We start from the raw sequence: 26,538 nt of genomic DNA, 5'->3' as shown, positions 1-26,538 counted from the left end.
CCGCCGCGTCGAGGGGCGCGCATGCGATGCGGCATCGAGTTAGACGCCAATGGCCGGGCGGAGCAAGCACAAAGAACAAAGAGGAAACGGGTTCCTGACAGCCGGGCTGTGGATAAGTGGCGGCGGAGGGCTGCGCCGGGAGAAGGGCGGTGACGGCCGTCTCAACCGGATGGCCCGTCGTCAGGCGGGCCTCGCCAGGCGGCGGTATTCGGCGGGCGTCGGGCCGACAGCGGCGCGAAAGGCGCGCTGGAAATGCGGCTGGTCGCTGTAGCCGGCGAAGAGACCGACGAGCGCGAGCGGCGTGTCGGTGGCGGCGAGGAGGCGCGTGGCGTGGTGGACCCGGGCGGAAGCGACGACCTCGCCGAGGGTCCAGCCCGTCTCGGCGAGCCGCCGCTGCAGTGTGCGCAGGCTGAGGCCGCAGGCCCGGGCGACCGCCGCAGCCGGCCGGCGCGCATGCGGCACGGCGACCCGCGCCGCGAAGAGCCGCGCCACGAGGGGATCGGACAGCGACCGGCCCGCGACGTCGAAAGCGGGCGGCGGATCGTCTGCGGGTGAGGCCGGGGGATCGAACCGGCTCCACGAGAACCTCCAGCGCTGCGCGGGCCCGGACGGCGGTCCATGCCCGGCGGACGCATGCCCGTCGCCGAAGACGAGCGAAGCATCCCGGGCGCCCCGCCAGCGCAGGATGCCGAGGAGGATTCCGGCCACGGCGAGGCTGTCGCCGGCCGCGACGGGCGACCCGCGCAGGTCGTAGTGCTCCATCTCGACGGAGCCGGCCGCGTCGGCGACGAGACGGGTGCGATGGCGCGAGTGGAAGTAGCGCTCGACGGCGAACCAGCTCGCCAGGACGTCGCCGGGAGTGCGGCCCCCGGCGAAGACGCCGGCGACGGGGTGGGCGGCGAAGTCCGGAACCACGTCCGCGACGCGCAGGATCGCCTCCGGGCCGTGGGCCGAGAGCGCGGCATCGAGGAGGGCCCGCTTGTCGGCCAGGCCGACGGTGCGCCCGCGCGGCGGCGGCGGGAGGTCGAGCCCGATCGACTGGCGTTCGAGTGAACGGCGCAGCATCGTCAGGACGAGCGCGCCCGCGAAATCCTCCATCTCAGGACCGCCCGACCGGCAGGGCGGCGACCGTGCGGCTCGTCATCGCCGCGATGGCGTTGGTGACGGCGGCGGTGCCGCAGACGATGGCGGTCTCGCCGGCACCGGCCGGCTGCGGAGCGCCCTCGATCAGGCGCACCTCGATGGCAGGCACGTCGGAAAATGCCGGCAGCGGATAGTCGAAGAAGCTCTCCGGCACGATCCGGCCGCCGGCGACCGCGAGTTCCTCCTTCAGCGCCATGCCGATCCCCCAGACGAGATTGCCTTCGACCTGCGCGCGCACCTGATCGGGGTTCACGACGAGGCCGCAATCATGGGCGCACCACAGACCCGTCACCTTGTACCCGGCGGCCGCCCTTGTCACGCGTGCGACGGCGGCCGCGTAGGCCATGTCCTTGTAGATGCCGCAGGCGATGCCCCAGCCTTCGTCCGCCCGGTCCTTGGGGCGTGCTTTCCAGCCGGCCATGCCGGCCGCCGCTTCGAGCACGCCGCGCAGGCGCGCATGCTGCGGCGCGATCGAGCGCAGGCGCAGGTCGAGGGGATCGAGGCCCTTCGCCCGGGCGAGCGCGTCGACGGCGGTCTCGACCGCCCAGGAGTTCGCCGCCGCGCCGAGCCCGCGCCAGGGACCGGTCATGACCGGCAGCCGGACGTCCTCGAACTCGACCCGCACGGCCGGCGCCGCATAGGCGGGAACCGCGCCGCGCGCCACGCCCGGATCGGCGACGAAGCCGGTCGCGAACTGCAGGCCGGGACCCATCGCCGCCGAGGTGAAGATGACGTGGCCGGACCGGAAGGCGTGGTGCCAGCGGACGATGCGGCCGTCCGCGTCCGCCGAGACGCGGATGCGGTGGGAGGAGGGCGGGCGGTGGAAGCCGGCCCGGAACTCGTCGCCGCGGCTCCATTGCACCTTGACCGGCCGTCCGGAGAGCTTAGCCAGTCGCGCCGCTTCCAGTTCGGCGGCGACGATGGTGCGGGCGCCGAAGGCGCCGCCGATGCGCATGGCGTGGACGACGACCGCCGTGCGGGGCAGGCCGAAGGCGTCGGCCAGGCTGTCGCGGACGAAGAAGGGGTCCTGGGTGCCGGTCCAGACCTCGAGGCCGCCGTCGTCGCCGAAGCGGGCGACCGCGGTGCGCGGTTCGATCGAGGCATGCGCGGCGAGCGGCACGGCGAGGGTGAGGTCGACGTCGAAGGGCTCGGCGCCGAGGTCGCCTTCGTCGAGGAGACCATGTTCCAAAGCGCCGGCAGCGGCACCGACGTCGACCCGCGCGGCGAGGCCGGCGGTATCGACTGCCGGACCGTCCTCCTCGTCGACGGCCAGGAGCTCCATCGCCCTGGCGAGCGCCCCGCGCCGCGACGCGACCAGCCCGGCGAAGGCGCCGTCGCGATGGAGGCCGAGGAAGCCCGGGACGGCGGTGCAGGCGGAGGCGTCGATGTCGCGGATCGTCCCGCCGAGCGTCCGCGGCCGGACGACGGCGCCGAAGACCATGCCGGGCAGGCGGATGTCGTCGGTGTAGAGCGCATGGCTGCCGGTAACGATCGCCTCGACGTCGTGCGCCGGACGGGCACGGCCGACCTCGCGCCGGGCGGACGGGTCGGCGACGAGCCGGGGCGTCGCGGCCGCGACCTCGGCCTGCGTGACGAGCAGCGGTGCGCCGGCGCCCAGATCGGCGAAGGAGAGGACGGTCTTGCCGCCGGCCTCGACCCCGTCAGGTCCGAGCCGCAGGTCGCCCGCCGGGAGATCGAGCCGCCGCGCCGCCTCGCGCCGGATCGCGGCTTCGAGCGCGGCGGCCGCGCGCGCCACCAGCGGGCCGGTCTCGCGCATGGCGTCGGACCCGACGGTGGAGCGCGCGACGGGAATCCGGCTCGTGTCGGCGTGGACGAGGCGGATGCGGCCGATGCCGACGCCGAGCTCGTCGGCGGCGATCTGGCGCAGGCCGGTGGAGATGCCCTGGCCCATTTCGGCGCGGCTGGAGAGGAGTTCGAAGACGCCGTCCGGCCGCAGGCTGAGCCAGGCGGCGGCGTCGGCGGGCGTCGGTGCGCGGCGCGGCGGCAGCGTCGGCAGCAGCGCGAAGGCGCCGCCGGCCGCGGCGGTGATGGCGGCCGCGCCCCAGCCGAGGGCGGCGAGGAGGCGGCGTCGCGACAGGCGCGGCATCACGCGCCTCCCGCCATCAGCGCGCGTGCCCGCGTGATGGCCCGCCGGATGCGCGGCTGGGTGCCGCAGCGGCAGAGGACGCCGTCCATCGCCGCCTCGATCTCGGAGGCTCCCGCGTCGGGTCGCGCGGCGAGCAGCGCGAAGGCGGTCATGATCTGGCCGTTCTGGCAGTAGCCGCATTGCGGCACGCTCTCCTCGATCCAGGCCCGCTGCAGCGGATGCAGCCCGTCCGCCTCGGCGAGGCCTTCCAGCGTCAGCACGTCGCGTCCCTCTGCAGCGGCGGCGGGCTGGACGCAGGATCGCTCGGGCTGCCCGTCGACGACGACGGTGCAGGCGCCGCACGAGCCGACGCCGCAGCCGAAGCGCGGCCCGTTCAGACCGAGATGGTCGCGGAGCAGGAAGAGCAGGGGTTCATCGGCAAGCTCGTCGGGGACGTCGACCGGCCGGCGGTTGAGAGTGAAGCGCATGGGGACCTCCGTTCGTCCCCGCAGAATGGGCGGCGGGGCGGCCGGGGTCTTGAACGATCGCGCCAAACCGGCAGCCGGACCGCGCCGGAGGCGGCGCCGCGCACGAAAAAGGCCGCGCCCTGCGGCGCGGCCTCGTTCCCGAAAGGCGGCCCGGTCGTGCCGGGCAGGCCGGGCCCGCCTGAGCTACTCGCGTTCGCCCGTGAAGTGGAGCAGCAGCTGGAAGATGTTGACGAAGTTCAGGTAGAGCGAGAACGCGCCCCAGACCGCCATCTTCTGCCGCGACTCCTGGTCGATGTTCTCGGCATACTGCTCCTTGATGGTCTGCGTGTCCCAGGCGGTCAGGCCGAGGAAGACGACGATGCCGATGACCGAGATGGCGAACTGCAGCGCCGACGAGCCGAGGAAGATGTTGACGATGCTGGCGACGACCACGCCGATCAGGCCCATGATCAGGAAGGACGAGAACTTGGTCAGGTCGCTCTTGGTCGTGTAGCCGTAGAGGCTGGTGGCGCCGAACATGGTGGCGGCGATGAAGAAGGTGCGCGCGATCGAGGTGCCGGTGAAGACGAGGAACACCGAGGCAAGCGAGAGGCCCATGACGGCGCAGAAGGCCCAGAACATGCCCTGCGCGCCAGACGCCGACATGGTCTGGATGCGGAAGGAGAACAGGAAGACGAAGGCGAGCGGCGCCAGCATCACCACCCACTTGAGCGGCGTGGAGAAGATCGGCACGTAGAGCGCCGGCACCGAGGAGACGGTGAAGGCGACGAGGCCCGTCACCACGAGGCCGAGCGCCATGTAGTTGTAGACGGACAGCATGTGCTGGCGCAGGCCCTCGTCGAAGAGCGCGGCGCTGCGCTGGTCGAAGCCGGCGCTGGACTGGTAGTTGGGGGTGTTCATCCCGGTTTCTCCTGCTTGAAGCGGATGGTTGCGGATCAGTAGAGGGTGGCGGACAGCTTTCCGGCGGCGCGGTCGAGCTGCTCGACGTCGGCGGAAGCGACGAGGGCATAGGCGACCTCGCCGATCTGGAAATAGGCCGAGGCGACGTCGCCGGCGGGTGCCAGCGTCGGCTGCACGACGTCGAAGGTCCCGGGGCGCACCGCAAAGAGCGAGACGTATCCGAGATCGCCGGCGTCGAGGGTCATCTCCACGCTGGGGCCGAAGCGCGAGGGATAGATCTGGACGTCGCGGACGCCCCAGTCCGACGGCAGCGCGGGCATCACGATCGCCGTCGCGGCGCGGATCTCCTCGGCGCTGTAGACCGGCACCTCGGGCTGCGAGGCCATGGAGGCGCGCAGCATGGAGGTCCCGTGGGCGCGCATGGCGTCCTCGACATAGGCCGGCGGCGGCGTGGAGGCGACGACTTCGGTGATCCGGAACGGCCCGAGCGCGTCGTTGGCGAACCAGCCGGCGGCGACGAAGACCGTCACGGCCGCCGCCCGCTGCAGCATCCCGAACACCCGGCCGCGCACGAGGCCGCGTTCGAGCCTGCGGGCGGCGTCGGCGGTGGCGGGGCGCGGGGCGCCCGCGGCGCCGGCCATGGCCAGGCGCAGCTCGTCGCGATTTCGCAGATCGGCCATCACGCGGGCGGCCGTCTCCGGTCGCGCCGCGAGATAGGACTCGACCTCGATCCGGCGGGCGACGTCGAGCTGGTCGTCGACATAGGCGTCGAGATCGGTGTCGGTGACGGGATCGGCGATAGCGTTCATTGCGGGCCTCCGACGATCTTCAGGTGGCTCCCCCGGGCGGGTACTCCGTCCTCCATCGCGCGCAGGGCGGCGCGCGCGCGACCGATGCGCGACATCAGCGTGCCGAGCGGGATGGCGAGCGCGTCGGCCGCTTCCTGGTAGGACAGGCCCTCGATGGCGACGAGGTGGAGGGCGGCGCGCTGCTCTTCCGGCAGGGCCATGAAGGCATCGCGGACCTGCGCCAGGCGCACAGAATGCTCCTGCGGCGCGGGAAGCGCCGTCTCGCCCAGGCGCACGCTCTCGGCGGCGCGGGCAGCCTCGGCGCTGCGGCTGCGGACGCGGTCGACGAAGGCGTTGTGCAGGATCGACAGCAGCCAGGCACGCATATTGCCGCCCGACCGGAAGCTCGAGCGGCGCTCGTAGGCCCGCACCAGCGCGTCGTGCACGAGGTCTTCCGCCTCGCTCGCATCGCGGCTGAGCGACCGCGCGTAGCGTCGCAGCGCACCGAGCTGTCCAAGCACGTCGAAACGGGTCGTTCGAGGGTTCATACCGCATATACGGCGCCCGGCGGCATTTCATCCCGGCGGTTGGAAAAAAAGTCAAGGGCTCGCGTCGCGGAACCGCGAGATGGTTTGACGATCACGTTTGGTGACGCGGGCCGATCCGGCCTTGACCATCCGGAGGAGGGGGCGCAGACTTCTTTCGTCGGCTGCGAAACGGATGTGCCGGTGCCCGAGCGAACGTCGCGAGAGGGCGACCGGCATGGATGCTGCCGACGCGGCGAAACAGGCAGAGGAGGGAGGCATGACTCCACCGGACTGTTCCCCAGGGTCCCGCTCCTGACGGGACCGCGGCAGGCGCGGCGCCACCGCCGTCCGTGACGCTGCCGTACACCCTGACAATCAGAGACTGTGGTCGGGCCGTCGGTCGAACCGCGTTGCGCCCGAAGAACAACGGAGAGCATTCTCCGCCAGGCCGGAAGTGTCCGGACCCGACAGAGCCCTGACCGCGAGACGCGGCAGGGCTTTTTTCGGGGGGAGCGGAGGAGGCGAGGGCACTCTCGGCGGTCGGCCGAGGGAAAGCGCGACCGTTCCAGCCGATGGCGGACGGCCGGCCGTGACAGGCGTGCCGTCATCCCGGAACCACGGCCGAGCGCAGCACAGAACGACGCATCCCCGATCCATGCCTCGACGTCTGCCGCCGGGCGGGATGATGGAGAAACCGGTGCGTCGTCTGCACCGTCCCGCCTTTCGACGACTTCCGAGGCATGGATCCCGGCTCTGCGCCTCCGCTGCGCTCCGGCTTCGCCCGGGATGACGACGGTGAAAGGGGTGCCGCGCGTGATACGCGTCATCCCGAACAGCCGGCCGACCGCCACCGATCCCGAGGGCAGGGGGGCATGCCTGCATGCCTAGAGCAGTCGCGCGCCGGGGCCGTCTTTCGCCAAGGCATCATCTGCATTGACCAGCGGGCAGCGCTGGACGCTCAGGCAGCCGCAGCCGATGCATACGGCCATCTTGTCGCGCAGCGCCGTGAGGAGCTCGATCCGCCGCGTGAGATCGCCATGCCAGTCTTCTGCGATGCGCTCCCAGTCATGCGTGTCGGGAGCGGTGTCGCGCGGCAGGCGCGAGAGGGCCGTGGCTATCTCGGCCAGCGGAATGCCGGCGCTCTGGGCGATCCTGATGACGGTGACGCGTCTCAGGATCTCGCGCCGATAGACCCGATGATTGGCCGACGTCCTCTCGGAGGCGATCAGCCCCCTGCGTTCGTAGAAATGCAGCGTGGAGACGGGCAGACCACTGCGGCGCGAGACTTCGCCGACGGACAATTCCTTCTTCGCCATCGCGAAACTCCTTGACCTCAACCAATGTTGAGGGCCTAGCAGCCTGTCCGTCAAGAGGCGTGACGGGACTTGTCGGACAAGGACGTGGCGGAGAACAGCGTGGCAGATGAGGGCGCCGGTACGGGCGAGGACACGGAGCGTTTCGTGTCATGGAGGGAGTTTCTGGCAAGTCCCTACGCCGGATCGCTGACCCTGGTCTGCCTGGCGGTCTGGCTGCACGCGGCCGACAGCCTGATCGTCGCCACCATGCTCCCATCCATCGTGGCGGAGATCGGCGGGGCCGCCCTGGTGGGTTGGTCCGTCTCGCTCTACGAGATCGGCTCGATCGTCGCGGGAGCGGCCGCCGCCTTGCTGACCATGCGGTTCGGCCTGGGCCGGTCGATGGGCGCGGCCGCCTGCCTGTTCGGGATCGGCTGTCTCCTCAGTGCCGTCAGCCCGAGCATGGTCCTGCTCCTGGCTGGTCGCGCCCTGCAGGGTGTCGGCGGAGGTGGTCTGGTGGCGATGTGCTTCGTCGCGGTCGGGTTGATCTTCCCGCGCCGCTATACCGCACGTGCGATGGCGGCCGTTTCGACCGTCTGGGGCGTCTCTGCCTTCGCCGGGCCGCTCGTCGGCGGGTTCTTCGTGCAGGCCGCGACCTGGCGCTGGGGCTTCGCCTTCTTCGCCTGCCAGGCGTTCGCGCTGGCCCTCTGGATCGTCCTGCGACGCGGCGCGAGCATGGCACCATCCACGGCCAAGGCTCCCGTGTTCCCCGTCGGGCGTCTGGCGCTGCTGTGTCTCGGCGTCGTTCTGATCGCCTTCGGTGGCGTCGAGGTGTCGATCCCGCGAACGGTTCCGTCGCTCGCAGCCGGCTTGTTCTGTCTGATCGCCTTTCTGCGGCTGGACGGGCACGCCGGCGACGCCCGGCTTCTCCCGCGCCGCCCGTTCGATCCGCGGCGGCCCGCCGGCGCCGCGATGCTCATGATCCTGTCGATGTGCATGGCGACCATCGCCGTCACGGCATTCGGGCCTCTCCTGGTGACGGCCATCCACGGCGTTTCCGCGCTGACCGCCGGATACATCGCCGCCTGTTCGTCCATCGGCTGGACGGTCATGGCCGTCATGGTCAGCGGTTTGCCGGAGCGGTTCGATCGGCCGATGATCGCCCTCGGGATGACGGTCGTCACCCTCAGCATCCTGGGTTTTCTCCACGCGGTTCCCAATGGTCCCGTCTGGCTGATCGCCGTCTTCGCGGCCCTGGAGGGCGGCGGCTTCGGGATGGCGTGGACATTCGTGCTCCGGCGAACGATGCAACTCGCCGGTGCGGACGAGGCCCGGCGCGTTTCCGGAGCTATCCCCACGGTTCAGCGGCTCGGCTACGCGCTCGGCGCGGCCTATGTCGGGATCGTGGCGAACGGCTCGGGTCTGCTGGGAATCGAGACGGCCGCAGACGCCGAGACGGTCGCCCCGGTGGGTCTTCGCGTCGTGCCTGCCCTTCGCGGTGATCGGGCTGATCGCCATGCGGCGGATGGTGAGCGATCGCAAACGCCTGTCCGGGCAATAGCTGCCGCAGGCGGAGAGCTTCGTCCGAAGGGCGGCGGTCGGCTCCGTCACGGCGGATGGCGGCCGCCGTTCATCCGGACATTCAAGGTGATCGGCGGCCGGAATACGGGGTCCGTTCGCATTGGCTTAACCGCCGTCCATCATGCTTGCGCCGGATGGAGGCGGCATGTCGGGGCAGATGATGATCGGGGTGGCCGGCTATGCGCTGGCGGTGAACCTCCTGGCCTATGCGGCGATGGTTCTCGACAAGGCGAAGGCCGAGGCGGGGTCGCGGCGAATCTCCGAGGCAACGCTTCTGAACCTCGCCATCGCCGGCGGAAGCATCGGAACCATCGCAGCACAGGGGACGATCCGTCACAAGACGCGCAAGGAACCGTTCCGCACGCAGCTGCTCGTGATCGTCCTGATCCAGTGTCTCGTCCTGGTGGCCCTGACCGTCGGGCTGATCGTGACGGGTTCGCCCGAAGGGCTCTGGCGGGCGCTCGTCGCCTGACCTGTGCGGGCGCGGCTGCTGCAGGCGCGACGGTCCCTCCGAACCCTTGCGCCGGGCATCGGAAAAGCCTAGCCGGAAGCCACCGGCATCGACGGAACGAGGCAGGACGGCATGAGCAGGCGACAGGGGCTCGACGGGCTCGCACGGTGGGCGAACCGGGACGACTGGACGGATCTGCTCGACGAGGTGTTCGACCGGCATTTCGGCGACGTTCTCGACGAGCACGATCTCGATTTCGATGCGCTGGACGATCTCATCGGCGCCGACGCGGCCGACATGCTCTGGGCCTGGTGCTTCGAGGACTTCGCCACGGTGCCGCGCGAGACCGACGGGGTGACCGTCGTCGACGACTATCTCAAGCGGCGCGGATGGAAGGAGAGCACGACCCGACGGCGCCATCTCGAGGCGCTCAAGGCCTCCGTCGTCGGCCTCTACGCCGTCGACGGGATCGCGACGCGCCGGTCGGTGACGCTCGTCGATCTGCTTTCGGCGCGCCCGCCGATCGTCATCGAGGATCCGGCCGTGGCCGACGTGCTTCGCCCCGGCGACCGCCTCGCCGCACGCCTCGTCGAGATCTCGGGCAGAATGCGCGTGACCGGCGCCATGCTCGTGTTCCCCGAGCCGATGCCAGGCCTCATCATCGGCACCCTGGCCGCGCTGAAGGAGCGCTACCGCGAAGAGCTGCTGAGCGCCGCGGACGCCCCCGGCGCCATCGACGACGAAGCCATTGATCGGTCTTTCATGCGGGAGTTCGCTCCGGCCTTCTTCGGCGGTGCCTGGCTGGGCAGCGTTCTGTCGGAGCAGGCGGACGACGAGACGGCGGTCGCGATCAACCTCGACGGCGAGCCGGTCCTCTTCCATACCCTGTCCCTGCCGCTGACCCAGCGGTCTGCCATTCAGCGGCTGCGGGCGAGGCTCGACGACGTCGACGGGCTGATGCGGGACGGCCCGGATCGCTGGCTCTGGACGCTGCCGGCGGGTGCCGTGCCCCAGACGGAGCAGATGGTCTACGCCGCCTATGCCGGCGACGGCCGGGAGGTGGCCGGGCGGCTGGAGCTGAAGGCCGGAACGCTGACGCTGACGGTCAATTCCGCCGGCCGGGCAGTGCGGGCAGAAAGCCTCTTGCGGGGCGCGGCCGCGGATCTGCTCGGCGGGACCGAGACGACGAGCCAGACGCTGGAGCAGCATCTGGAGGCCAATCCGGCCGCCGTCGCGCATTTGATCGGCATCGCGCGGTCCGGCGACTCTTCCTCGGACTGAGCCGTCGGCGCGTGCCGGGCGCCGTTCAAGTGGCCTGCGCGGCGAGCCCGCTGGCGGTTCCGCCCGATTCGGCGGCACATCTTGCGTCGGCCGGTGCTTCGGTGTAGAACATTCCGGGAACGAACTTGATGTGGACAGGGTCTGCATTCGTCGTCCGTGGTCCTGCGGGCGCGCGGGGTTTGCTGTATAGGGGGCGCAGGCTTCGCTTCGGCGGAGGATTTGTCGGGAAGCGTGGAGATTTCGAGATGGCAGGCAGCGTGAACAAGGTCATTCTGATCGGAAACCTGGGGGCCGATCCCGAGATCCGTCGTCTCGGCTCGGGCGAGCCGGTCGTCAACATGCGCATCGCGACCTCCGAGACCTGGCGCGACAAGCAGTCGGGCGAACGGCGCGAGAAGACCGAGTGGCACCAGGTGGTGATCTTCAACGAACAGCTCGCCAAGGTCGCCGAGCAGTACCTGAAGAAGGGCATGAAGGTCTATATCGAGGGCCAGTTGCAGACCCGGAAGTGGGAGAAGGACGGCGTCGAGCGCTATTCGACCGAGATCGTCCTGCAGCGCTTCCGCGGCGAACTGCAGATGCTGGACGGCCGCGGCGACCGCGAGGGCTCCTCGATCGGCTATTCGGGCGGCCAATCCTCCGGCCGCGGCGGTTCCGATTTCGGCTCGTCGGGTCCGATGGACGATCGCGGCGACCGGGATCGCGGCAGCCGTGGCGGCGGAGGCGGCTTCTCGCGCGATCTCGACGACGAGATTCCGTTCTGAGCGAGGTCGAGGGCGGCGGCAGCGGCTGGCCGACGCATCGCCATCATGGGCGGCCGGTCGACGCAGCATATCCGCCCGGGGCGGGAACGAGGCGGTGATCGAGCGGTGCCGGCTGCAGCGGGGCGGCTGTGTCGTCCGCGGGCCCTGTGAGCGCCTTGTGGATGAATCCTGACGTGACCGCGCCGGCCCCCGGCCGATCGCCGAAACCCGCGTGGCGGCAGTCCGGCGAGAACGATCGGCCGGTCCCCCGACGCAACCGCGTGCCACTCCGAGCGCGGCAGGCCGGGGAACGACGGTGGCATTCGGCGATCGTCCGCCCACCCCGGCGCGGGATCCACGATGGCGCGGTCCTGGCGGCGGGAATCCTGTGCGTCCGTTCGGGTGCCGGAGCATGCGTGGGCCTGCCGGCACGCGGGCTGGGCCGAGGGTGGCAATTCCCCAAGCTTTGGCTTGCACAGACCGGTGGGCTGCGCTAACCCTCGCCGCATTGCAACACGGGCAGGCCGCACGCATTCCCCGCCCTGACGCTTCGGTCCCGGTCCGGGGCGCACCGGGCGCGGATCGGGCGGCACGTCACGGAAGGCTCAGGCATGGACGAACTCCTCGTTTCGTATCTACCCATCGTGATCTTCATCGGCGTGGCGCTGGTTGTCGGTATCGCGCTGATCGCGGCACCCTTCCTGATCGCCTACAAGAACCCGGATCCGGAAAAGCTGTCGGCCTACGAGTGCGGCTTCAACGCCTTCGACGACGCGCGCATGAAGTTCGACATCCGCTTCTACCTGGTCTCGATCCTGTTCATCATCTTCGACCTGGAAGTGGCGTTCCTGTTCCCCTGGGCGGTGTCGTTCGGCGAGATCGGCATGCTGGGCTTCTGGTCGATGATGGTCTTCCTTGGCGTCCTGACGATCGGCTTCATATATGAGTGGAAGAAGGGAGCGCTGGAATGGGACTGAACGATGGTTCGCAGACCCTGATCGCGCCGAAGCCGAAGGGGATCATCGATCCCGCGACCGGCAAGCCGATCGGGGCGGATGACCGCTTCTATGGCGAGATCAATTCGGAACTGGCCGACAAGGGTTTTCTCGTCACGTCGTCGGAGGCGTTGATCACCTGGGCGCGCACCGGCTCGCTGATGTGGATGACCTTCGGGCTGGCCTGCTGCGCGGTGGAGATGATGCACATCTCGATGCCGCGCTACGACGCCGAGCGCTTCGGCATCGCGCCGCGCGCCTCGCCGCGCCAGTCCGACGTGATGATCGTCGCCGGCACGCTGACCAACAAGATGGCGCCGGCGCTGCGCAAGGTCTACGACCAGATGCCAGAGCCGCGCTACGTCATCTCGATGGGCTCCTGCGCCAACGGCGGCGGCTACTATCATTATTCCTATTCGGTGGTGCGCGGCTGCGACCGGGTGGTGCCGGTGGACATCTACGTGCCAGGCTGCCCGCCGACCGCCGAGGCGCTGCTCTACGGCATCCTGCTGCTGCAGAAGAAGATCAGGCGCACGGGCACGATCGAGAGGTAGGACGATGGCGGAGCCGGCCGACATGATCATTCCCTTGCTCAAGGAGATGCGGGCGGAGATCGGCGGTCGGTTCGACGGCGTCGAGGGCCGGCTCGACCGGATTGAGCAGCGGATACGAAAACTTGAGGAAGCGCGGGTCTCGTTTCGCCAGGCTCTCGCGGGCGACAGCCTGATGAGCAAGCTCCTTGCCGGCGAATTCGAGGAACGGATCGAAGCCATCGAACAGAGGCTCCGAGAACTGGAAGAGCAAAAATGAGCGAAGCGCTGAGAGATCTCGCCGGCTACATCGAAGAGCGGCTCGACGGCCGGATCGGGACGGCCGTCGTGGCGCATGGCGAGCTGACGCTGACCGTGGCGGCGGGCGACATCCTCGAGGTGCTGTCGTTCCTGAAGCGGGACGTGCAGTGCCAGTTCATCTCCTTCATCGACATCTGCGGCGCCGACTATCCGATGCGCGAGAAGCGCTTCGAGGTGGTGTACCACCTCCTGTCGCCGCGCCAGAACATGCGCATCCGCGTCAAGGTTTCGACCGACGAGGACACGCCGGTGCCGTCGGCGACGGCGGTGTTCCCGGGCGCCGACTGGTTCGAGCGCGAGGCCTACGATCTCTACGGCATCCTGTTCACCGGCCATCCGGAGCTGCGCCGCATCCTTACCGATTACGGTTTCGAGGGGCATCCGCTGCGCAAGGATTTCCCGGTGACCGGCTTCGTGGAACTGCGCTACGACGACGAGGTCAAGCGCGTCGTCTACGAGCCGGTGGAACTGAAGCAGGAATTTCGCAACTTCGACTTCCTCAGCCCCTGGGAAGGCACGGACTACGTGCTGCCGGGGGACGAGAAGGCGAAGTGAGCCGGCCGTCGGCGCGTGGTGCGGTTCGTCTTCTTCGTCCTGGCGGCCGCGCTGGCCGTGGCGGCGATCTGGTTCGTGGTGTCGAGGCTCGGCGGCCGGCCCTTCGCCAGCGACACGACGGGCAAGGTGCTGGTGGCGCTGATCATCGCCGCGCTGGCCTTCTGGCTGTTCGGCGGCGGGGCGCTGCTGTCGGGATGATCGGGACGGGGGACGCCGCGGCGTCGTAATTCTTCATCGGCGCCGTGGCGCCGGAGCGGGTTCGGGAAGCAGGACAATGACCGAGCACAACGTACGCAACTTCAACATCAACTTCGGCCCGCAGCATCCGGCCGCACACGGCGTGCTGCGTCTGGTGCTGGAGCTCGACGGCGAGGTGGTGACGCGCGTCGATCCGCATATCGGGCTGCTTCACCGCGGCACGGAGAAGCTGATCGAACAGAAGACCTTCCTGCAGGCGGTGCCTTATTTCGACCGGCTGGACTATGTCGCGCCGATGAACCAGGAGCACGCCTTCGCGCTGGCCACCGAGCGGCTGCTCGGCATCGATGTGCCGATCCGCGGCCAGCTGATCCGGGTGCTCTATTCCGAGATCGGCCGCATCCTGTCGCATCTGCTCAACGTGACCACGCAGGCGCTCGACATCGGCGCGCTGACGCCGCCGCTGTGGGGCTTCGAGGAACGCGAGAAGCTGATGGTGTTCTACGAGCGGGCGTCGGGTGCGCGCATGCATGCGGCCTATTTCCGTCCGGGCGGGGTGCACCAGGACATTCCCGACAGCCTGGTCGAGGACATCGGCAAGTGGATCGACCCGTTCCTGCAGACGGTGAAGGACCTCGACGATCTTCTGACCGAGAACCGCATCTTCAAGCAGCGCAACGTCGACATCGGCGTCGTCAGCCTGGAGGACGCCTGGGCCTGGGGGTTCTCGGGCGTGATGGTGCGCGGCTCCGGCGCGCGCTGGGACCTGCGCAAGTCGCAGCCCTACGAATGCTATTCCGAAATGGACTTCCAGATCCCGATCGGAAAGAATGGCGACTGCTACGACCGCTATCTGATCCGCATGGAGGAGATGCGGCAGTCGGCGGCGATCATGCGGCAGTGCGTGAACCGGCTGCTTTCGACGGAACGAACCGGCCCGGTGTCGAACACCGACGGCAAGGTCGTGCCGCCGAAGCGCGGCGCCATGAAGCGCTCGATGGAATCGCTGATCCATCATTTCAAGCTCTACACCGAAGGCTACCGCGTGCCGGCCGGCGAGGTCTATGCCGCCGTCGAGGCACCGAAGGGCGAATTCGGCGTCTATCTCGTCTCCGACGGCACCAACAAGCCCTATCGCTGCAAACTGCGCGCGCCGGGCTTCGCGCATCTCCAGGCCATGGACTTCATGTGCCGCGGCCACATGCTGGCCGACGTCTCGGCCGTGCTGGGCTCGCTCGACATCGTCTTCGGCGAGGTCGACCGGTAGTCGACGCGGGAGTTTCATCCTCCACCCGACGCAGGGGCGGGACCGGGATCGGCGCGGCGGCGACGACACGCGGCAGCGTCGCGTTCCTGGATGACGAAGCGGAGGGGCGGCGCCCCTCTCACCGTCGTCATCCCGGGCGAAGCCGGAGCGGAGGCGCAGACCCGGGATCCATGCCTCGGCGGTCGTCGAAAGGCGGGCCGGTGCAGACGACGCACCGGACCTTCTCCATCGGCCCGCTCGATGACCTGCGCCGAGGCATGGATCCCGGATACGTCGTCCTTCGCTGCGCTCGGACGTCGTTCCGGGATGACGAAGGCGGGGGGCAGGCCTCCAGCCCCTTGTTCTCGGCGTCCGTCCCGATGCGGCCAGCCCGCGTGACGCGTCATTCCGAGGCCGCGCGGGCGGCCTTCGATGCCGCCTGCAGGTGCTCATATGCAGCTGAGTCGATGACGAAGCGGAGGGGCGGCGCCCCTCTCACCGTCGTCATCCCGGGCGAAGCCGGAGCGGAGCGGAGGCGCAGACCCGGGATCCATGCCTCGGCGGTCGTCGAAAGGCGGGCCGGTGCAGACGACGCACCGGACCTTCTCCATCGGCCCGCTCGATGACCTGCGCCGAGGCATGGATCCCGGAACGTCGTCCTCCGCTGCGCTCGGACGTCGTTCCGGGATGACGAAGGCGGGGGGGCAGGCTTCCAGCCCCTCGTTCTCGGCGTCCGTCCCGATGCGGCAGCCCGCTTGGCACGTCATTCCGGGGCCGCGCAGCGGAACCCGGAATCGAGAGCGCCGGCGCCCCGGACAGGGGCACGAGCGCCGCGCCTTTCCGCCTCGGTCACCACCCTGGATTCCGGGTTCCGCTGCGCGGCCCCGGAATGACGCCGCTGAGGGAGGCCGCGCGGGTGGGTTTCGATGCCGCCTGCAGGTGCTCAAGTGCAGCTGAGTCGATGACGAAGGTGGGGCGCGCACCTGGAGGGGCGTTGCATCTGCCTGCGCCGCCGTTGCGTCCCCCTGCCTCGCCTTTGCCGCGGCCCTCCTTCACCTTCGTCATCCCGGGCGAAGCCGGAGGCGCAGACCCGGGATGACGAAAGCGTGGCCGTGGGGGCGTCAGCCGCGGGCGCCGAACTTTTCCGCTGCTTCCTCGGCGGAGTAGTACCCCATTTCCACGTCGCGCCTCACCAGCGCCGGGTCGCGCTTTGCGGGATTGCCGTAGCCGCCGCCGCCGGGCGTGCCGACGCTGACGCGGTCGCCGGGTTTCATCGGGATGTCCTGTTCCTTGGACAGGTGCTCGGGCACGTGCGCGATGCCGCTGCGCCAGACGGTGACGGTGTTGACCGCACCGTCCTGGCCGCCGAGCGCGCCCTGCGGGCCGAAGCGGCCATGGTCCATGACGAAGGACGCCCGCGCCTCGCCGCGCAGAAGCTCGATCTCGTAGGAGAGGCCGAAGCCGCCGCGGTGCTCGCCCGCCCCGCCCGAGCCCTCGCGCAGGGCGTAATGGCGGTAGAGGATCGGATAGGCCTGTTCCATCACCTCGATCGGCGGCGACTTGGAGATGCCGATGGTGGAGCAGCCGTTGGTCAGGCCGTCGTGCCGCGCATTGCCGCCATAGCCGCCGCCGGAGAGCTGGTAGAGCACGAAGCCGCGGCCGCGCGCCGGGTCGAAGCCGCCGAGCGCGAAATTGCCCGACGAGCCGGCGGGTGCGGCCGTGACCTTGTCGGGGACCGCCTGCACCATGGCGGCGAAGACGGCCTCGGCGATGCGCTGGGAGACTTCCGCCGCGCAGCCCGAGACCGGACGCGGGTAACGGGCATCGAGGAAGGTGCCCTCCGGCCGCTTCACGATCAGCGGCTCGAAGGCGCCGGCGCTGATCGGCACGTCGGGGAAGATGTGGCGGATCGCCAGATAGACCGACGACAGCGTCGTGGCGAGAACCGAGTTCATCGGCCCCGTGCAGGGCGCGCTGGAGCCGGAAAAATCGAAGGTGAGCGTGTCGCCCGCCTTCTCGATGGCGAGCGCGATGGTGAGAGGCTCGTTCACGACGCCGTCGGAATCGACGAAGGCGGTCGAGCGCCAGGTGCCGTCCGGGATTTCGGCGATGCGGGCGCGCATCTGGTCGGCGGCGCGGCGGCGCAGTTCGGCGATCGCTTGGGTGATCGTGTCGTCGCCGTAGCGGTCGAGGATGCCGGCGAGGCGCTCGGCGCCGACCATCAGGGCGGCGGCCTGCGCCTTGATATCGCCGATCCGCTGGTCGGCGACGCGGATGTTCGACGCGATGATGGCGTGAATCTCGGGATCGAGTCTTCCGCGCTTGAACAGCTTGACCGGCGGCAGGCGCAGCCCCTCCTGCTCGACGGCGGTGGCGGAGGCCGAGAAGCCGCCCGGCACCGAGCCGCCGATGTCGGGCCAGTGGCCGGTGTTGGAGAGCCAGCAGAAGATCTTTCCCGCCCGCCAGACCGGCATGGCGAAGCGCACGTCCATCAGGTGGGTGCCGCCGAGATAGGGGTCGTTGACGATGTAGATGTCGCCTTCCTCCGGTGGCTGGCAGCGGCCGTCGGCGATCATCTCGGTGATGGTCTTCGTGGAATACTGCATGACGCCGACGAAGACCGGCAGGCCGCCGATCCCTTGCGCGATCAGCGAGCCGTCCTGGGCCGAATAGATGCCGTCGGAGCGGTCGTTGGCCTCGGCGATGACGGGCGAGAAGGCGGCGCGCGAGAAGGTCAGGTCCATCTCGTCGCAGACCTGGGCGAGCGAGGCCTGGATGACGGAGAGCGTGATGGCGTCGAGGGGCTTGGTCATTCGGCTGCGCCTGCGATCGTGATGATCAGATTGCCGTCCGGGTCGCCGGCGAGGGTGTCGCCGGGCGGCAGCACCGTGGTGGCGTCCATCTGCTCGAGGATCGCCGGGCCGTCGAGCGCGGCGTCGAGCGGCAGCCGCTCGCGGGCATAGACCGGCGTGTCGATCCAGCGGCCGTCGAACCAGACCGGGCGGACCTCGTTCAGGGCGCCGTCGAGGGTCGCGGCGCGTCCGGCGGGGTCGATCAGGGTCGACAGGTCGAGCGGCGCGCGCAGGCCGATGACCGAGGTGTTGAGGTTGACGAGATTGGCGCGGATCTCGGGCAGCTCGACCTTGAAGCGGGCGAAATAGGCGGTCTCGAACAAGGATTGCAGCGCCGCACGGTCGACCGCGGCGGAGGGCAGGGGAACGTTGAGGAGATGCGTCTGGCCGACGAACTGCATGTCGGCCGAATGCAGGATCTGCACACGCTGCGGCTTCACCACCTCGGCGTCGATCAGCGCCCGGCCGTCGTCCGCCTGCGCGGCGAGGATTGCCTGCATGGCGCTCTCGTCGAGGCCGGCGACCGGCTGGTTGACGGTGCGGACGAAATCGTGCCGCAGGTCGGCCACCACGCAGCCGAGGGCGTTGGTGATGCCCGGCCGCGCCGGGATGATCACCCGGGGGATGCCGAGCTCGCGGGCGAGCGCCGCGGCATGCAGCGGCCCGGCGCCGCCGAAGGCGAAGAGGGCGACGTCGCGCGGGTCGTTGCCCCTGGCGATCGAGACCATGCGGATGGCGCCCGCCATCTTCATGTTGGCGATGGTGAGCACCGCGCCCGCCGCGTCGACCGCGCCGACGCCGAGACGCCGACCCAGCTTCTCGGCGAAGATCGCGCCGATCGTCTCGATGCTGGCGGCATTCGCCACCGACAGGAGCTTCTTCGGGTTCAGCCGCCCGAGCAGAAGGTTGGCGTCGGAGATGGTGGGTTCGGTGCCGCCGCGGCCGTAGCAGATCGGGCCGGGCGAAGCTCCCGCGCTCTCCGGGCCGACCTGCAGCAGGCCGGCATCGTCGACGCGGGCGATCGAGCCGCCGCCGGCGCCGACCGTGTGGACGTCGACCATCGGCACGTGGATCGGCATGGCATACTCGATCTCGATCTCGTTGGAGACCGCCGGCCGCGCGCCGCGGATCAGCGCGACGTCGGTGGAGGTGCCCCCCATGTCGTAGGTGACGAGGTCGTCGAAACCCGCGCGGCGACCGGTATAGGCGGCGGCCATGACGCCCGAGGCCGGGCCCGACATCACCGTCTTGGCGGCCTCGCGGCTGACCAGCGCCGCCGAGATCATGCCGCCATTGCCGTTCATGATCAGGAACTCGCGCCGGTAGCCGCGCGACTGCAGTTCGTGACGCAGGCGCTCGACATAGCGCTTCAGGATCGGCTGCACCGAGGCGTTGACGGCGGCGGTGACGCCACGCTCGAACTCGCGCGCCTCCGACAGGAGCGCATGGCCCGTGGTGACATGGTCGTTCGGCCAGAGCTCGGCGGCGATCTCGGCGGCGCGGATCTCGTGCGCCGGGTTGGCATAGGCGTGCAGGAAGTGGATGACCAGCGATTCGCAGCCGGCCTCGAGGAGCTGCCGGACGGCGGCGCGCACGCCGTCCTCGTCGAGCGGGACGCGGACCGCGCCCGAGGCTTCCAGCCGCTCGGCGACCTCCAGCCTGAGATTGCGCTGGATCAAGGGCACGAAGGTGCCGGTCATGCCATAGGCTTGCGGGCGCGTGCGCCGCCCGAGCTCGATCACGTCGCGGAAGCCGGCGGTGGTGATCATGCCGGTGCGGGCAAGCCGCCGTTCGAGCACCGCATTGGTGGTGGTGGTCGTGCCGTGGACGAGGAGGTCGATGTCGGGGATCGGAAAGCCGGTCGCTTCGAGTGCGGCGATGACGCCGAAGGCCTGGTTGTCGAGCGTCGTCGGCGTCTTGGCGAGGCGGACCTTGCCGCCGCCGCGGCCGTCGATCAGGATCAGGTCGGTGAAGGTTCCGCCGACGTCGACACCGGCGACGACGCCGTCGATGGCTGCGCCGTTTTTCTCGTCCATGCCCGAATCCCGCAACCACGACCTCAGGGGCGGGCGCAGTTTGGAACGGGAGACTACCCGTGCGCCTTGACCCGAAAATCATTTGTATACTAATAATTCGGAGGTTCAAGAGCGCGGTTCTGAGCCGGTTTTTGCCACCCATGGGCATCCAGCGCCGCTTCGTGCTATGGAGCCCCGCGCGCAACACAAGCCCGAAAGAGTTGAGCCGATGACCGCGGTTCCCGCCACCGAAAACGCAGCGCCGCTTCGCTTCCCGATCCCGGCCAACGTGCATGTGCAGACCGTCGTGTCGGTGACGCACTACACCGACCGGCTGTTTTCCTTCCGCATCACCCGGCCGCAGAGCTTCCGCTTCCGCTCCGGCGAGTTCGTGATGATCGGCCTGCCCAACGCCGAGAAGCCGGTCTTCCGTGCCTATTCGATCGCCAGCCCGGCCTGGGACGAGGAACTGGAGTTCTACTCGATCAAGGTGCCGGACGGCCCGCTGACCTCGGAACTGCAGAAGATCGTGCCGGGCGACACGATCCTCCTGCGCCAGAAGTCGACCGGGACGCTGGTGCTCGACGCGCTGAAGCCCGGCCGGCGGCTGTGGATGATCGCCACCGGCACCGGCATCGCGCCCTTCGCCAGCCTGATCCGCGATCCCGAGACCTACGACAAGTTCGAGCAGGTGGTGCTGACCAACACCTGCCGCGGCGTGGCAGAATTGCAGTACGGCGACCAGCTGGTGGCGGCCGTATCCGAGGATCCGCTGATCGGCGAACTCACCACCGGCCGGCTGACCTACTACGCCACCACGACGCGCGACGCGTCGCCCCGGATGGGCCGCATCACCGACCTGATCGCGTCGGGCAGGCTGTTTTCCGACCTCGGCTTCGAGGCCTTCGATCCCGCCACCGACCGGGTGATGATCTGCGGCTCGATCGACATGATCCGCGACGTGTCGAAGCTGGTCGAGGAGGCGGGTCTCGTGGAAGGCTCGAACGCCGCGCCGGCGGACTTCGTGGTGGAGCGCGCCTTCGTCGGCTGATCGGCCCCGGACATATCGTCCGCCATACACCCGGACGTATCGTCCGTCATGCAGGGGCGGCGGCCGGACCGGCCGCCGCTTTCTTTCGGTCGCGGCAGTCGCGCGAAGTTCAGCCCGGCAGACGCGTCAGGAACTGCGCGAACACCATGGTTCCTTCGGGCCACGGGCCGTAGCCGGCTTCGGCGTTGAGGTGGCCCGCCTCGCCGGCGTCCAGAAGCACCGAGCCCCAGGCCGCGGCGATGTCCTCGGCCACGGCGAAGTCGCAGAACTCGTCGTTGCGGCTGGCCACGAGGATCGAAGGGAAGGGCAGTGGATCGCGCGGGTAGGGGCCGAAGGTCATGAGATGCCGAGGCCTGATCTTCGGATTGGCGACGTCCGGCGGCGCGACGAGGAAGGCGCCGGCGATCGTCCGCTCGATGGCGGGCAGCGCATGGATGGCCGTGGGGATGCCCAGCGAGTGGGCAACCAGCACCAGCGGCTTCTCGGCCGCATTGGCAGCCTTCGCCACCGCCGCCGTCCAGTCCTCGCGCACCGGCTTGGACCACTCGGCCTGTTCGACCCGCCGCGCGGTCGACAGCTTCTTCTCCCACCGGCTCTGCCAGTGGTCCGGCCCCGAATTGGTGTAGCCCGGGATGATCAGTATGTCGGCGTCCTTGATCTTCATGGCGCCCATGTAGCGAGGCGGTACGGCGCCCGCAAGCCGCGGACCCGGCGGCGAACTTGACGCCTTGTGCAGCGCATCCTAGCTTTTGCCGCAGTGCGGCCGCGTGGCCGTGCAGTCGTCCACCCGAAAGGCGCAGTGCATGGTGAACTCGATCGCCGACATGAACAGGCTCGGCCGGGAACTGGTCGACTCCGGCCTCCGCAGCGCCGTGGCGGTGTCCGCAGGGGCGCAGGCGATCGCCGCGGAGGCGACCGACTATGGCCGCAGGACGGCCGAGACCGGTACCGCGACCTTCGAAAAGCTCATCGCGTCGAATTCTCTCGACAAGGTGATCGCGCTGCAGGCGGAGTACGCGCGCACCGCCTACGAATCCCTCGTGGCCGAAGGGGCCCGCATGAACGAGCTTCTGGCGGACATGTCGCGCGATGCCCTCAAACCCTTCGAATCAGTCCTGTACAGGGCCAGGTGAGGCCCGGCGGCCGGAATTGACGGGACAGGCGCGCCGCCGCGCGCTAGAAGGCCCGGCTGCGCAACTGCAGCCGGGTATCTTCGTTGGTCGGGGGAAGCGTGGCGCGTCGTCGCCGAAATTTCCAGGGTGCCGCCGGCTCACCATATTGTCAGCACGAAAGAAGGCCTTAAAATCCTCCGATGATCGCCTACATTGAGAAGACTCTCCGAGTGACCGGAACGCGGGAAGGCAGGACTTGAAGACGGGTGGGCATGCCATGGGAAACCAGCCAGGGCGGATGCAGGGCAACGACGAAAGGTCCAACACACCCGGACGCGGCACCGCCGTCATCACGCGGACCAAGCCGAAGACCAAGAAGCCCAGCCTCTATCGCGTCCTGATCCTCAACGACGACTACACACCCATGGAGTTCGTCGTCCACATCCTGGAACGGTTCTTCCAGAAGGACAGAGAGGCGGCGACCCGGATCATGCTTCACGTCCACAATCACGGCGTGGGCGAGTGCGGCGTCTACACCTTCGAGGTCGCCGAGACGAAAGTGTCGCAAGTCATGGATTTTGCCCGTCAGCATCAGCATCCCCTGCAATGCGTGATGGAGAAAAAGTGAGGTACTGAATGCCGGCTTTCTCCCAAGGCCTGGAACGCGCCCTTCACCAGGCGCTGACCTTCGCGAACGAGCGACACCACGAATACGCGACGCTCGAACACCTGCTGCTCTCGCTGATCGACGACACCGATGCCGCCGCTGTCATGCGCGCCTGCAACGTCGATCTGGACGAACTGAAGAAGACGGTCGTCAATTACATCGACACGGAACTCGACAATCTGGTCACCGGCTACGACGAGGATTCCAAGCCGACCGCCGGCTTCCAGCGCGTCATCCAGCGCGCCGTGATCCACGTCCAGTCGTCCGGCCGCGAGGAAGTTTCCGGCGCCAACGTGCTCGTGGCGATCTTCGCCGAGCGCGAGAGCCACGCCGCCTATTTCCTGCAGGAACAGCAGATGACCCGCTACGACGCGGTCAACTACATCTCGCACGGCATCGCCAAGCGTCCCGGCGCCACCGAGACGCGCGCGCCGCGCGGAGCCGAGGAGGACCAGCCCGGTCAGCCCGGAGCCGAACCGGAGGAAGGCGTGAAGAAGAAGCAGCAGGACGCACTGACGGCCTACTGCGTCAACCTGAACGCCAAGGCCAAGTCCGGCAAGATCGATCCGCTGATCGGCCGCGCCAACGAGATCAACCGCACGATCCAGGTTCTGTGCCGCCGCTCCAAGAACAACCCGCTCTATGTGGGTGATCCGGGCGTCGGCAAGACGGCGATCGCCGAAGGGCTGGCCAAGCGCATCGTCGAGGGCGACGTGCCGGGCGTGCTGCTCAACGCCACGATCTTCGCGCTCGACATGGGCACGCTTCTGGCCGGCACCCGCTACCGCGGCGATTTCGAGGAGCGGCTGAAGCAGGTCGTCAAGGAACTCGAGGACTATCCGGGCGCCGTGCTGTTCATCGACGAGATCCACACGGTGATCGGCGCGGGTGCGACCTCGGGAGGCGCGATGGACGCGTCGAACCTGCTCAAGCCGGCGCTGTCGTCGGGGGCGATCCGCTGCATCGGCTCCACCACCTACAAGGAGTTCCGCCAGTTCTTCGAGAAGGACCGCGCGCTGGTGCGGCGCTTCCAGAAGATCGACGTCAACGAACCGTCGCTCGACGACGCGATCGAGATCATGAAGGGGCTGAAGCCCTATTACGAGGACTTCCACAAGGTTAAGTTCACCAACGACGCCATCAAGGCGGCGGTGGAACTGTCGTCGCGCTACATCAACGACCGCAAGCTGCCGGACAAGGCGATCGATGTGATCGACGAGACCGGGGCTTCGCAGATGCTTCTGCCGGAGAACAAGCGCAAGAAGACGATCGGCGTGAAGGAGATCGAGGCGACCATCGCCACGATGGCCCGCATTCCGCCGAAGACCGTGTCGGCCGACGACGAGAAGGTGCTGGCCACGCTGGAGCAGGAACTGCGCAGCGTCGTCTACGGCCAGGACACCGCGATCACGGCGCTCGCCTCGGCCATCAAGCTCGCCCGCGCGGGGCTGCGCGAACCGGAGAAGCCGATCGGCTCCTACCTGTTCTCGGGTCCGACGGGCGTCGGCAAGACCGAGGTCGCCAAGCAGCTGGCCGCCTCGCTCGGCGTCGAGCTGCTGCGCTTCGACATGTCGGAGTACATGGAACGCCACACGGTCTCGCGGCTGATCGGCGCGCCTCCCGGCTATGTCGGCTTCGACCAGGGCGGCCTGCTCACCGACGGCGTCGACCAGCATCCGCACTGCGTGCTCCTGCTCGACGAGGTGGAGAAGGCGCATCCGGACCTGTTCAACATCCTCTTGCAGGTGATGGACCACGGCAAGCTGACCGACCACAACGGCAAGCAGATCGACTTCCGCAACGTCATCCTGATCATGACCACCAATGCGGGCGCGGCCGACGCGCAGCGCGCGGCGATCGGCTTCGGCTCGTCGAAGCGCGAGGGCGACGACGTGGAGGCGATCAACCGCCTGTTCACGCCGGAGTTCCGCAACCGCCTGGACGCGATCATCCCCTTCGGATCGCTGCCGGTGCCGGTGGTGCACCAGGTCGTGCAGAAGTTCGTCATGCAGCTCGAGGCGCAGCTGTCGGAGCGGGGCGTCACCTTCGATCTGTCGCCCGAGGCGATCGCCTGGCTGGCCGACAAGGGCTATGACGAGCGCATGGGCGCGCGGCCGCTCGGCCGCGTCATCCAGGAGCACATCAAGAAGCCGCTCGCCGAGGAAGTGCTGTTCGGCAAGCTGAAGAAGGGCGGCACCGTGCGGGTGACGGTCGAGACCAAGGAGACCGGCGCCACCGGCCTGAAGCTCGACACCATCGCCGACGAGACGCCGGTGAAGCCGAGGCGGGAGGATCCGGAGGGCGAGACCGTCCGCAAGCCGAAGGTCAGGCGCGTCAGGCAGGCCAAGGTGGCGGCGGCTGCGAAGCCCAAGGGCAAGACGCCGCCGAAGGACAACGAGCCGCCGAAGCGCAGCCTGGTGCCACAGCTGCCGCGCAAGAGCTGACGCTTCCGCGACTTCGCTTCGCGGGATCAGGGGCCCGGGACCGCAAGGTTCCGGGCCTCTCGCATGGGGCTGCCGACAGCGGCAGGCGCCCCTGGCGCAACGGCTTTCGTCCGATTGGCGTCGTCAGCGCCGTGCGCCTGTGCTAAGCGCGCGGAATGGACGAGCAGCATCCGCAGACCGCCCCGGGTGATCCAGGTTCCGCGCGGCGGTGGTTCCTGCGCGGCGTCGCGACCGCCTATTCCATCCCAGGACTGATCCTCGTCTCCGCCTTCGTCGGCTTTGCCGGTCTCGCCAAGGAGACCGGCCTCACCATGGTCGAGACCGTGTTCATGGTGGCCGTGGTCTGGGCGCTGCCGGCCAAGGTGGTGCTGATCGGCGCGATCCTGTCGAAGGCCTCGATCTTCGCCGCCGCCTTCGCGGTGGCGCTGTCGTCGATCCGGCTGATGCCGATGGTGGTGGCGCTGGTGCCGGAGATGCGCACCGAGAAGACGCGGCCGTGGGTGCTCTACCTGCTGTCGCATTTCGTGGCGGTGACGAGCTGGGTGCTGGCGCTGGAGCGCTTCCGCCACGTGCCGCCGCAGATGCGCACCACCTTCTATGCCGGGCTCGGCGGCACGCTGGTCGCCAACAACATGGTCGTCGTGGCCGTCGTCTACATGCTGGCCGAGCAGTTGCCGCCGGTGGCGTCGGCGGCGCTGTTCCTGCTGACGCCGATGTACTTTCTGACCTCGCTTTGGGGTTCGGCCCGGGAGCGCGCCGCCCACGTGGCGATGGTGCTGGGCCTGTGCCTGGGGCCGGTGTTCCACATCCTGCTGCCGGGCTTCGACCTCCTGGCGGCCGGGCTGATCGGCGGCGCTGCGGCCTATGGCTGGCACAGGGTCGGGAAGCGGAGGGCGGGCGCTTGAGTTTCGACGCGATCGACGCCTGGTGGTGGCCGTTCCTGTTCATCCTGGTGGCGGGCTGGCTCGCCACCGACAGCTGGCGCTTCCTCGGCGTCTATCTCGGCGGGCGGCTGTCGGAGGAGTCCGACCTGCTGGTGCTGGTGCGCGCGGTGGCGACCGCGCTGGTGGCGGCCGTCATCGCCAACCTGATATTCTTCCCCGGCGGCGCGCTCGCTGCTTCGCCGCTGGCGCTGAGGCTCGGCGCAGCCATCGCCGGCTTCGGCGCCTATATCCTGTTCGGCAAGCGCGTACTGGTGGGGATTGCGGTTGCGGAAGCCGTCTTCGTCGGCGGGTGGTTCGCGCTGGGCTGAGGGCGCGCCGTCGGCAG

Annotated in this window: 25 protein-coding genes and 1 pseudogene; 16 read left to right on the top strand and 10 right to left on the bottom strand. The window is 69.1% G+C overall.

Features of this window, described 5'->3' with window-relative positions:
- Positions 1–180: 180 nt before the first annotated feature.
- The 7 genes from IAI54_RS07800 to soxR form a co-directional block, all read right to left on the bottom strand.
- Positions 181–1,098 carry a helix-turn-helix transcriptional regulator gene (locus IAI54_RS07800; protein WP_187971807.1) on the bottom strand — a complete coding sequence of 306 codons (918 nt, stop codon included), beginning with the start codon at positions 1,096–1,098 and terminating at the stop codon, positions 181–183.
- A gap of 1 nt (position 1,099) precedes the next feature.
- Complete coding sequence (locus tag IAI54_RS07795) at positions 1,100–3,250, bottom strand: xanthine dehydrogenase family protein molybdopterin-binding subunit (protein ID WP_187971806.1); 2,151 nt, start codon at positions 3,248–3,250, stop codon at positions 1,100–1,102.
- The gene (locus IAI54_RS07790; RefSeq protein WP_187971805.1) at positions 3,250–3,717 is read right to left on the bottom strand and encodes a (2Fe-2S)-binding protein; all 468 of its coding nucleotides are present in this window, start codon (positions 3,715–3,717) and stop codon (positions 3,250–3,252) included. The genes IAI54_RS07795 and IAI54_RS07790 overlap by 1 nt, the downstream gene beginning before the upstream one ends.
- Before the next feature lie 183 nt (positions 3,718–3,900).
- Positions 3,901–4,617 (bottom strand): Bax inhibitor-1/YccA family protein, encoded by a 717-nt coding sequence (locus tag IAI54_RS07785; protein ID WP_187971804.1) that lies wholly within the window; start codon positions 4,615–4,617, stop codon positions 3,901–3,903.
- Between the two features lie 35 nt (positions 4,618–4,652).
- Complete coding sequence (locus IAI54_RS07780) at positions 4,653–5,426, bottom strand: anti-sigma factor family protein (RefSeq protein ID WP_187971803.1); 774 nt, start codon at positions 5,424–5,426, stop codon at positions 4,653–4,655.
- Positions 5,423–5,953, bottom strand: a complete 531-nt coding sequence (locus tag IAI54_RS07775; protein ID WP_187971802.1) for a sigma-70 family RNA polymerase sigma factor — start codon at positions 5,951–5,953, stop codon at positions 5,423–5,425. Before IAI54_RS07775 ends, IAI54_RS07780 begins: the two co-directional genes overlap by 4 nt.
- Positions 5,954–6,816: 863 nt before the next feature.
- Positions 6,817–7,248, bottom strand: a complete 432-nt coding sequence (soxR, locus tag IAI54_RS07770; RefSeq protein WP_187971801.1) for a redox-sensitive transcriptional activator SoxR — start codon at positions 7,246–7,248, stop codon at positions 6,817–6,819.
- Between the two features lie 246 nt (positions 7,249–7,494).
- Between soxR and IAI54_RS29280 the strand changes: the two are divergent.
- From IAI54_RS29280 to IAI54_RS07720, 10 genes and pseudogenes are all read left to right on the top strand, one after another.
- Positions 7,495–8,556 (top strand): annotated as a pseudogene (locus tag IAI54_RS29280) (MFS transporter); the annotation flags it as partial.
- A gap of 397 nt (positions 8,557–8,953) precedes the next feature.
- Positions 8,954–9,280, top strand: a complete 327-nt coding sequence (locus tag IAI54_RS07760) for a DUF1294 domain-containing protein (RefSeq protein ID WP_187971800.1) — start codon at positions 8,954–8,956, stop codon at positions 9,278–9,280.
- A 111-nt stretch (positions 9,281–9,391) separates the two neighbouring features.
- Positions 9,392–10,540: a DUF7986 domain-containing protein gene (locus IAI54_RS07755; protein WP_187971799.1), complete on the top strand. Its 1,149-nt coding sequence runs from the start codon at positions 9,392–9,394 to the stop codon at positions 10,538–10,540.
- A gap of 245 nt (positions 10,541–10,785) precedes the next feature.
- A complete protein-coding gene (ssb, locus tag IAI54_RS07750) occupies positions 10,786–11,304 on the top strand; it encodes a single-stranded DNA-binding protein (protein ID WP_187971798.1) in 519 nt (172 codons plus the stop codon).
- 590 nt (positions 11,305–11,894) lie between these two features.
- Entirely contained in the window at positions 11,895–12,260 is a 366-nt protein-coding gene (locus IAI54_RS07745; protein ID WP_187971797.1) for an NADH-quinone oxidoreductase subunit A, read from the top strand.
- Positions 12,251–12,832, top strand: a complete 582-nt coding sequence (locus IAI54_RS07740) for a NuoB/complex I 20 kDa subunit family protein (RefSeq protein WP_187971796.1) — start codon at positions 12,251–12,253, stop codon at positions 12,830–12,832. The genes IAI54_RS07745 and IAI54_RS07740 overlap by 10 nt, the downstream gene beginning before the upstream one ends.
- A 4-nt stretch (positions 12,833–12,836) precedes the next feature.
- Positions 12,837–13,088 carry a hypothetical protein gene (locus IAI54_RS07735; RefSeq protein ID WP_187971795.1) on the top strand — a complete coding sequence of 84 codons (252 nt, stop codon included), beginning with the start codon at positions 12,837–12,839 and terminating at the stop codon, positions 13,086–13,088.
- The gene (locus IAI54_RS07730; RefSeq protein ID WP_187971794.1) at positions 13,085–13,684 is read left to right on the top strand and encodes an NADH-quinone oxidoreductase subunit C; all 600 of its coding nucleotides are present in this window, start codon (positions 13,085–13,087) and stop codon (positions 13,682–13,684) included. The genes IAI54_RS07735 and IAI54_RS07730 overlap by 4 nt, the downstream gene beginning before the upstream one ends.
- 15 nt (positions 13,685–13,699) lie before the next feature.
- On the top strand, positions 13,700–13,882 hold the full coding sequence (locus IAI54_RS07725; protein ID WP_187971793.1) for a hypothetical protein: 183 nt from the start codon (positions 13,700–13,702) through the stop codon (positions 13,880–13,882).
- A gap of 76 nt (positions 13,883–13,958) precedes the next feature.
- The gene (locus tag IAI54_RS07720; protein WP_187971792.1) at positions 13,959–15,149 is read left to right on the top strand and encodes an NADH-quinone oxidoreductase subunit D; all 1,191 of its coding nucleotides are present in this window, start codon (positions 13,959–13,961) and stop codon (positions 15,147–15,149) included.
- A gap of 1,100 nt (positions 15,150–16,249) precedes the next feature.
- Here the strand turns inward: IAI54_RS07720 and IAI54_RS07715 are convergent.
- Both IAI54_RS07715 and IAI54_RS07710 read right to left on the bottom strand, forming a co-directional pair.
- Complete coding sequence (locus IAI54_RS07715; protein WP_187971791.1) at positions 16,250–17,941, bottom strand: hydantoinase B/oxoprolinase family protein; 1,692 nt, start codon at positions 17,939–17,941, stop codon at positions 16,250–16,252.
- Complete coding sequence (locus IAI54_RS07710; protein ID WP_187971790.1) at positions 17,938–20,016, bottom strand: hydantoinase/oxoprolinase family protein; 2,079 nt, start codon at positions 20,014–20,016, stop codon at positions 17,938–17,940. Before IAI54_RS07710 ends, IAI54_RS07715 begins: the two co-directional genes overlap by 4 nt.
- Before the next feature lie 208 nt (positions 20,017–20,224).
- Between IAI54_RS07710 and IAI54_RS07705 the strand changes: the two genes are divergently transcribed.
- Positions 20,225–21,046 (top strand): ferredoxin--NADP reductase, encoded by an 822-nt coding sequence (locus IAI54_RS07705; RefSeq protein WP_187971789.1) that lies wholly within the window; start codon positions 20,225–20,227, stop codon positions 21,044–21,046.
- Positions 21,047–21,155: 109 nt separating this feature from the next.
- Here IAI54_RS07705 and IAI54_RS07700 read toward each other — a convergent pair whose 3' ends face one another.
- A complete protein-coding gene (locus IAI54_RS07700; RefSeq protein ID WP_187971788.1) occupies positions 21,156–21,710 on the bottom strand; it encodes an RBBP9/YdeN family alpha/beta hydrolase in 555 nt (184 codons plus the stop codon).
- Between the two features lie 103 nt (positions 21,711–21,813).
- Between IAI54_RS07700 and IAI54_RS07695 the strand changes: the two genes are divergently transcribed.
- The 5 genes from IAI54_RS07695 (at position 21,814) to IAI54_RS07675 (ending at position 26,521) form a co-directional block, all read left to right on the top strand.
- Positions 21,814–22,179, top strand: a complete 366-nt coding sequence (locus IAI54_RS07695; RefSeq protein WP_210321222.1) for a phasin family protein — start codon at positions 21,814–21,816, stop codon at positions 22,177–22,179.
- Positions 22,180–22,435: 256 nt separating this feature from the next.
- Complete coding sequence (gene clpS / locus IAI54_RS07690; protein WP_187971786.1) at positions 22,436–22,786, top strand: ATP-dependent Clp protease adapter ClpS; 351 nt, start codon at positions 22,436–22,438, stop codon at positions 22,784–22,786.
- An 8-nt stretch (positions 22,787–22,794) separates the two neighbouring features.
- On the top strand, positions 22,795–25,269 hold the full coding sequence (gene clpA, locus IAI54_RS07685) for an ATP-dependent Clp protease ATP-binding subunit ClpA (protein ID WP_187971785.1): 2,475 nt from the start codon (positions 22,795–22,797) through the stop codon (positions 25,267–25,269).
- Positions 25,270–25,424: 155 nt separating this feature from the next.
- Positions 25,425–26,174 carry an AzlC family ABC transporter permease gene (locus IAI54_RS07680; protein WP_187971784.1) on the top strand — a complete coding sequence of 250 codons (750 nt, stop codon included), beginning with the start codon at positions 25,425–25,427 and terminating at the stop codon, positions 26,172–26,174.
- Positions 26,171–26,521 (top strand): AzlD domain-containing protein, encoded by a 351-nt coding sequence (locus IAI54_RS07675; RefSeq protein WP_187971783.1) that lies wholly within the window; start codon positions 26,171–26,173, stop codon positions 26,519–26,521. The genes IAI54_RS07680 and IAI54_RS07675 overlap by 4 nt, the downstream gene beginning before the upstream one ends.
- The last annotated feature ends 17 nt before the right edge of the window (positions 26,522–26,538 follow it).

It is taken from the genome of Aquibium microcysteis (genome assembly GCF_014495845.1).
Taxonomy (GTDB): domain Bacteria; phylum Pseudomonadota; class Alphaproteobacteria; order Rhizobiales; family Rhizobiaceae; genus Aquibium; species Aquibium microcysteis.
The sequence above is the reverse complement of the archived record's forward strand: the minus strand, read 5'-3'. Positions and strand labels throughout refer to the sequence as shown.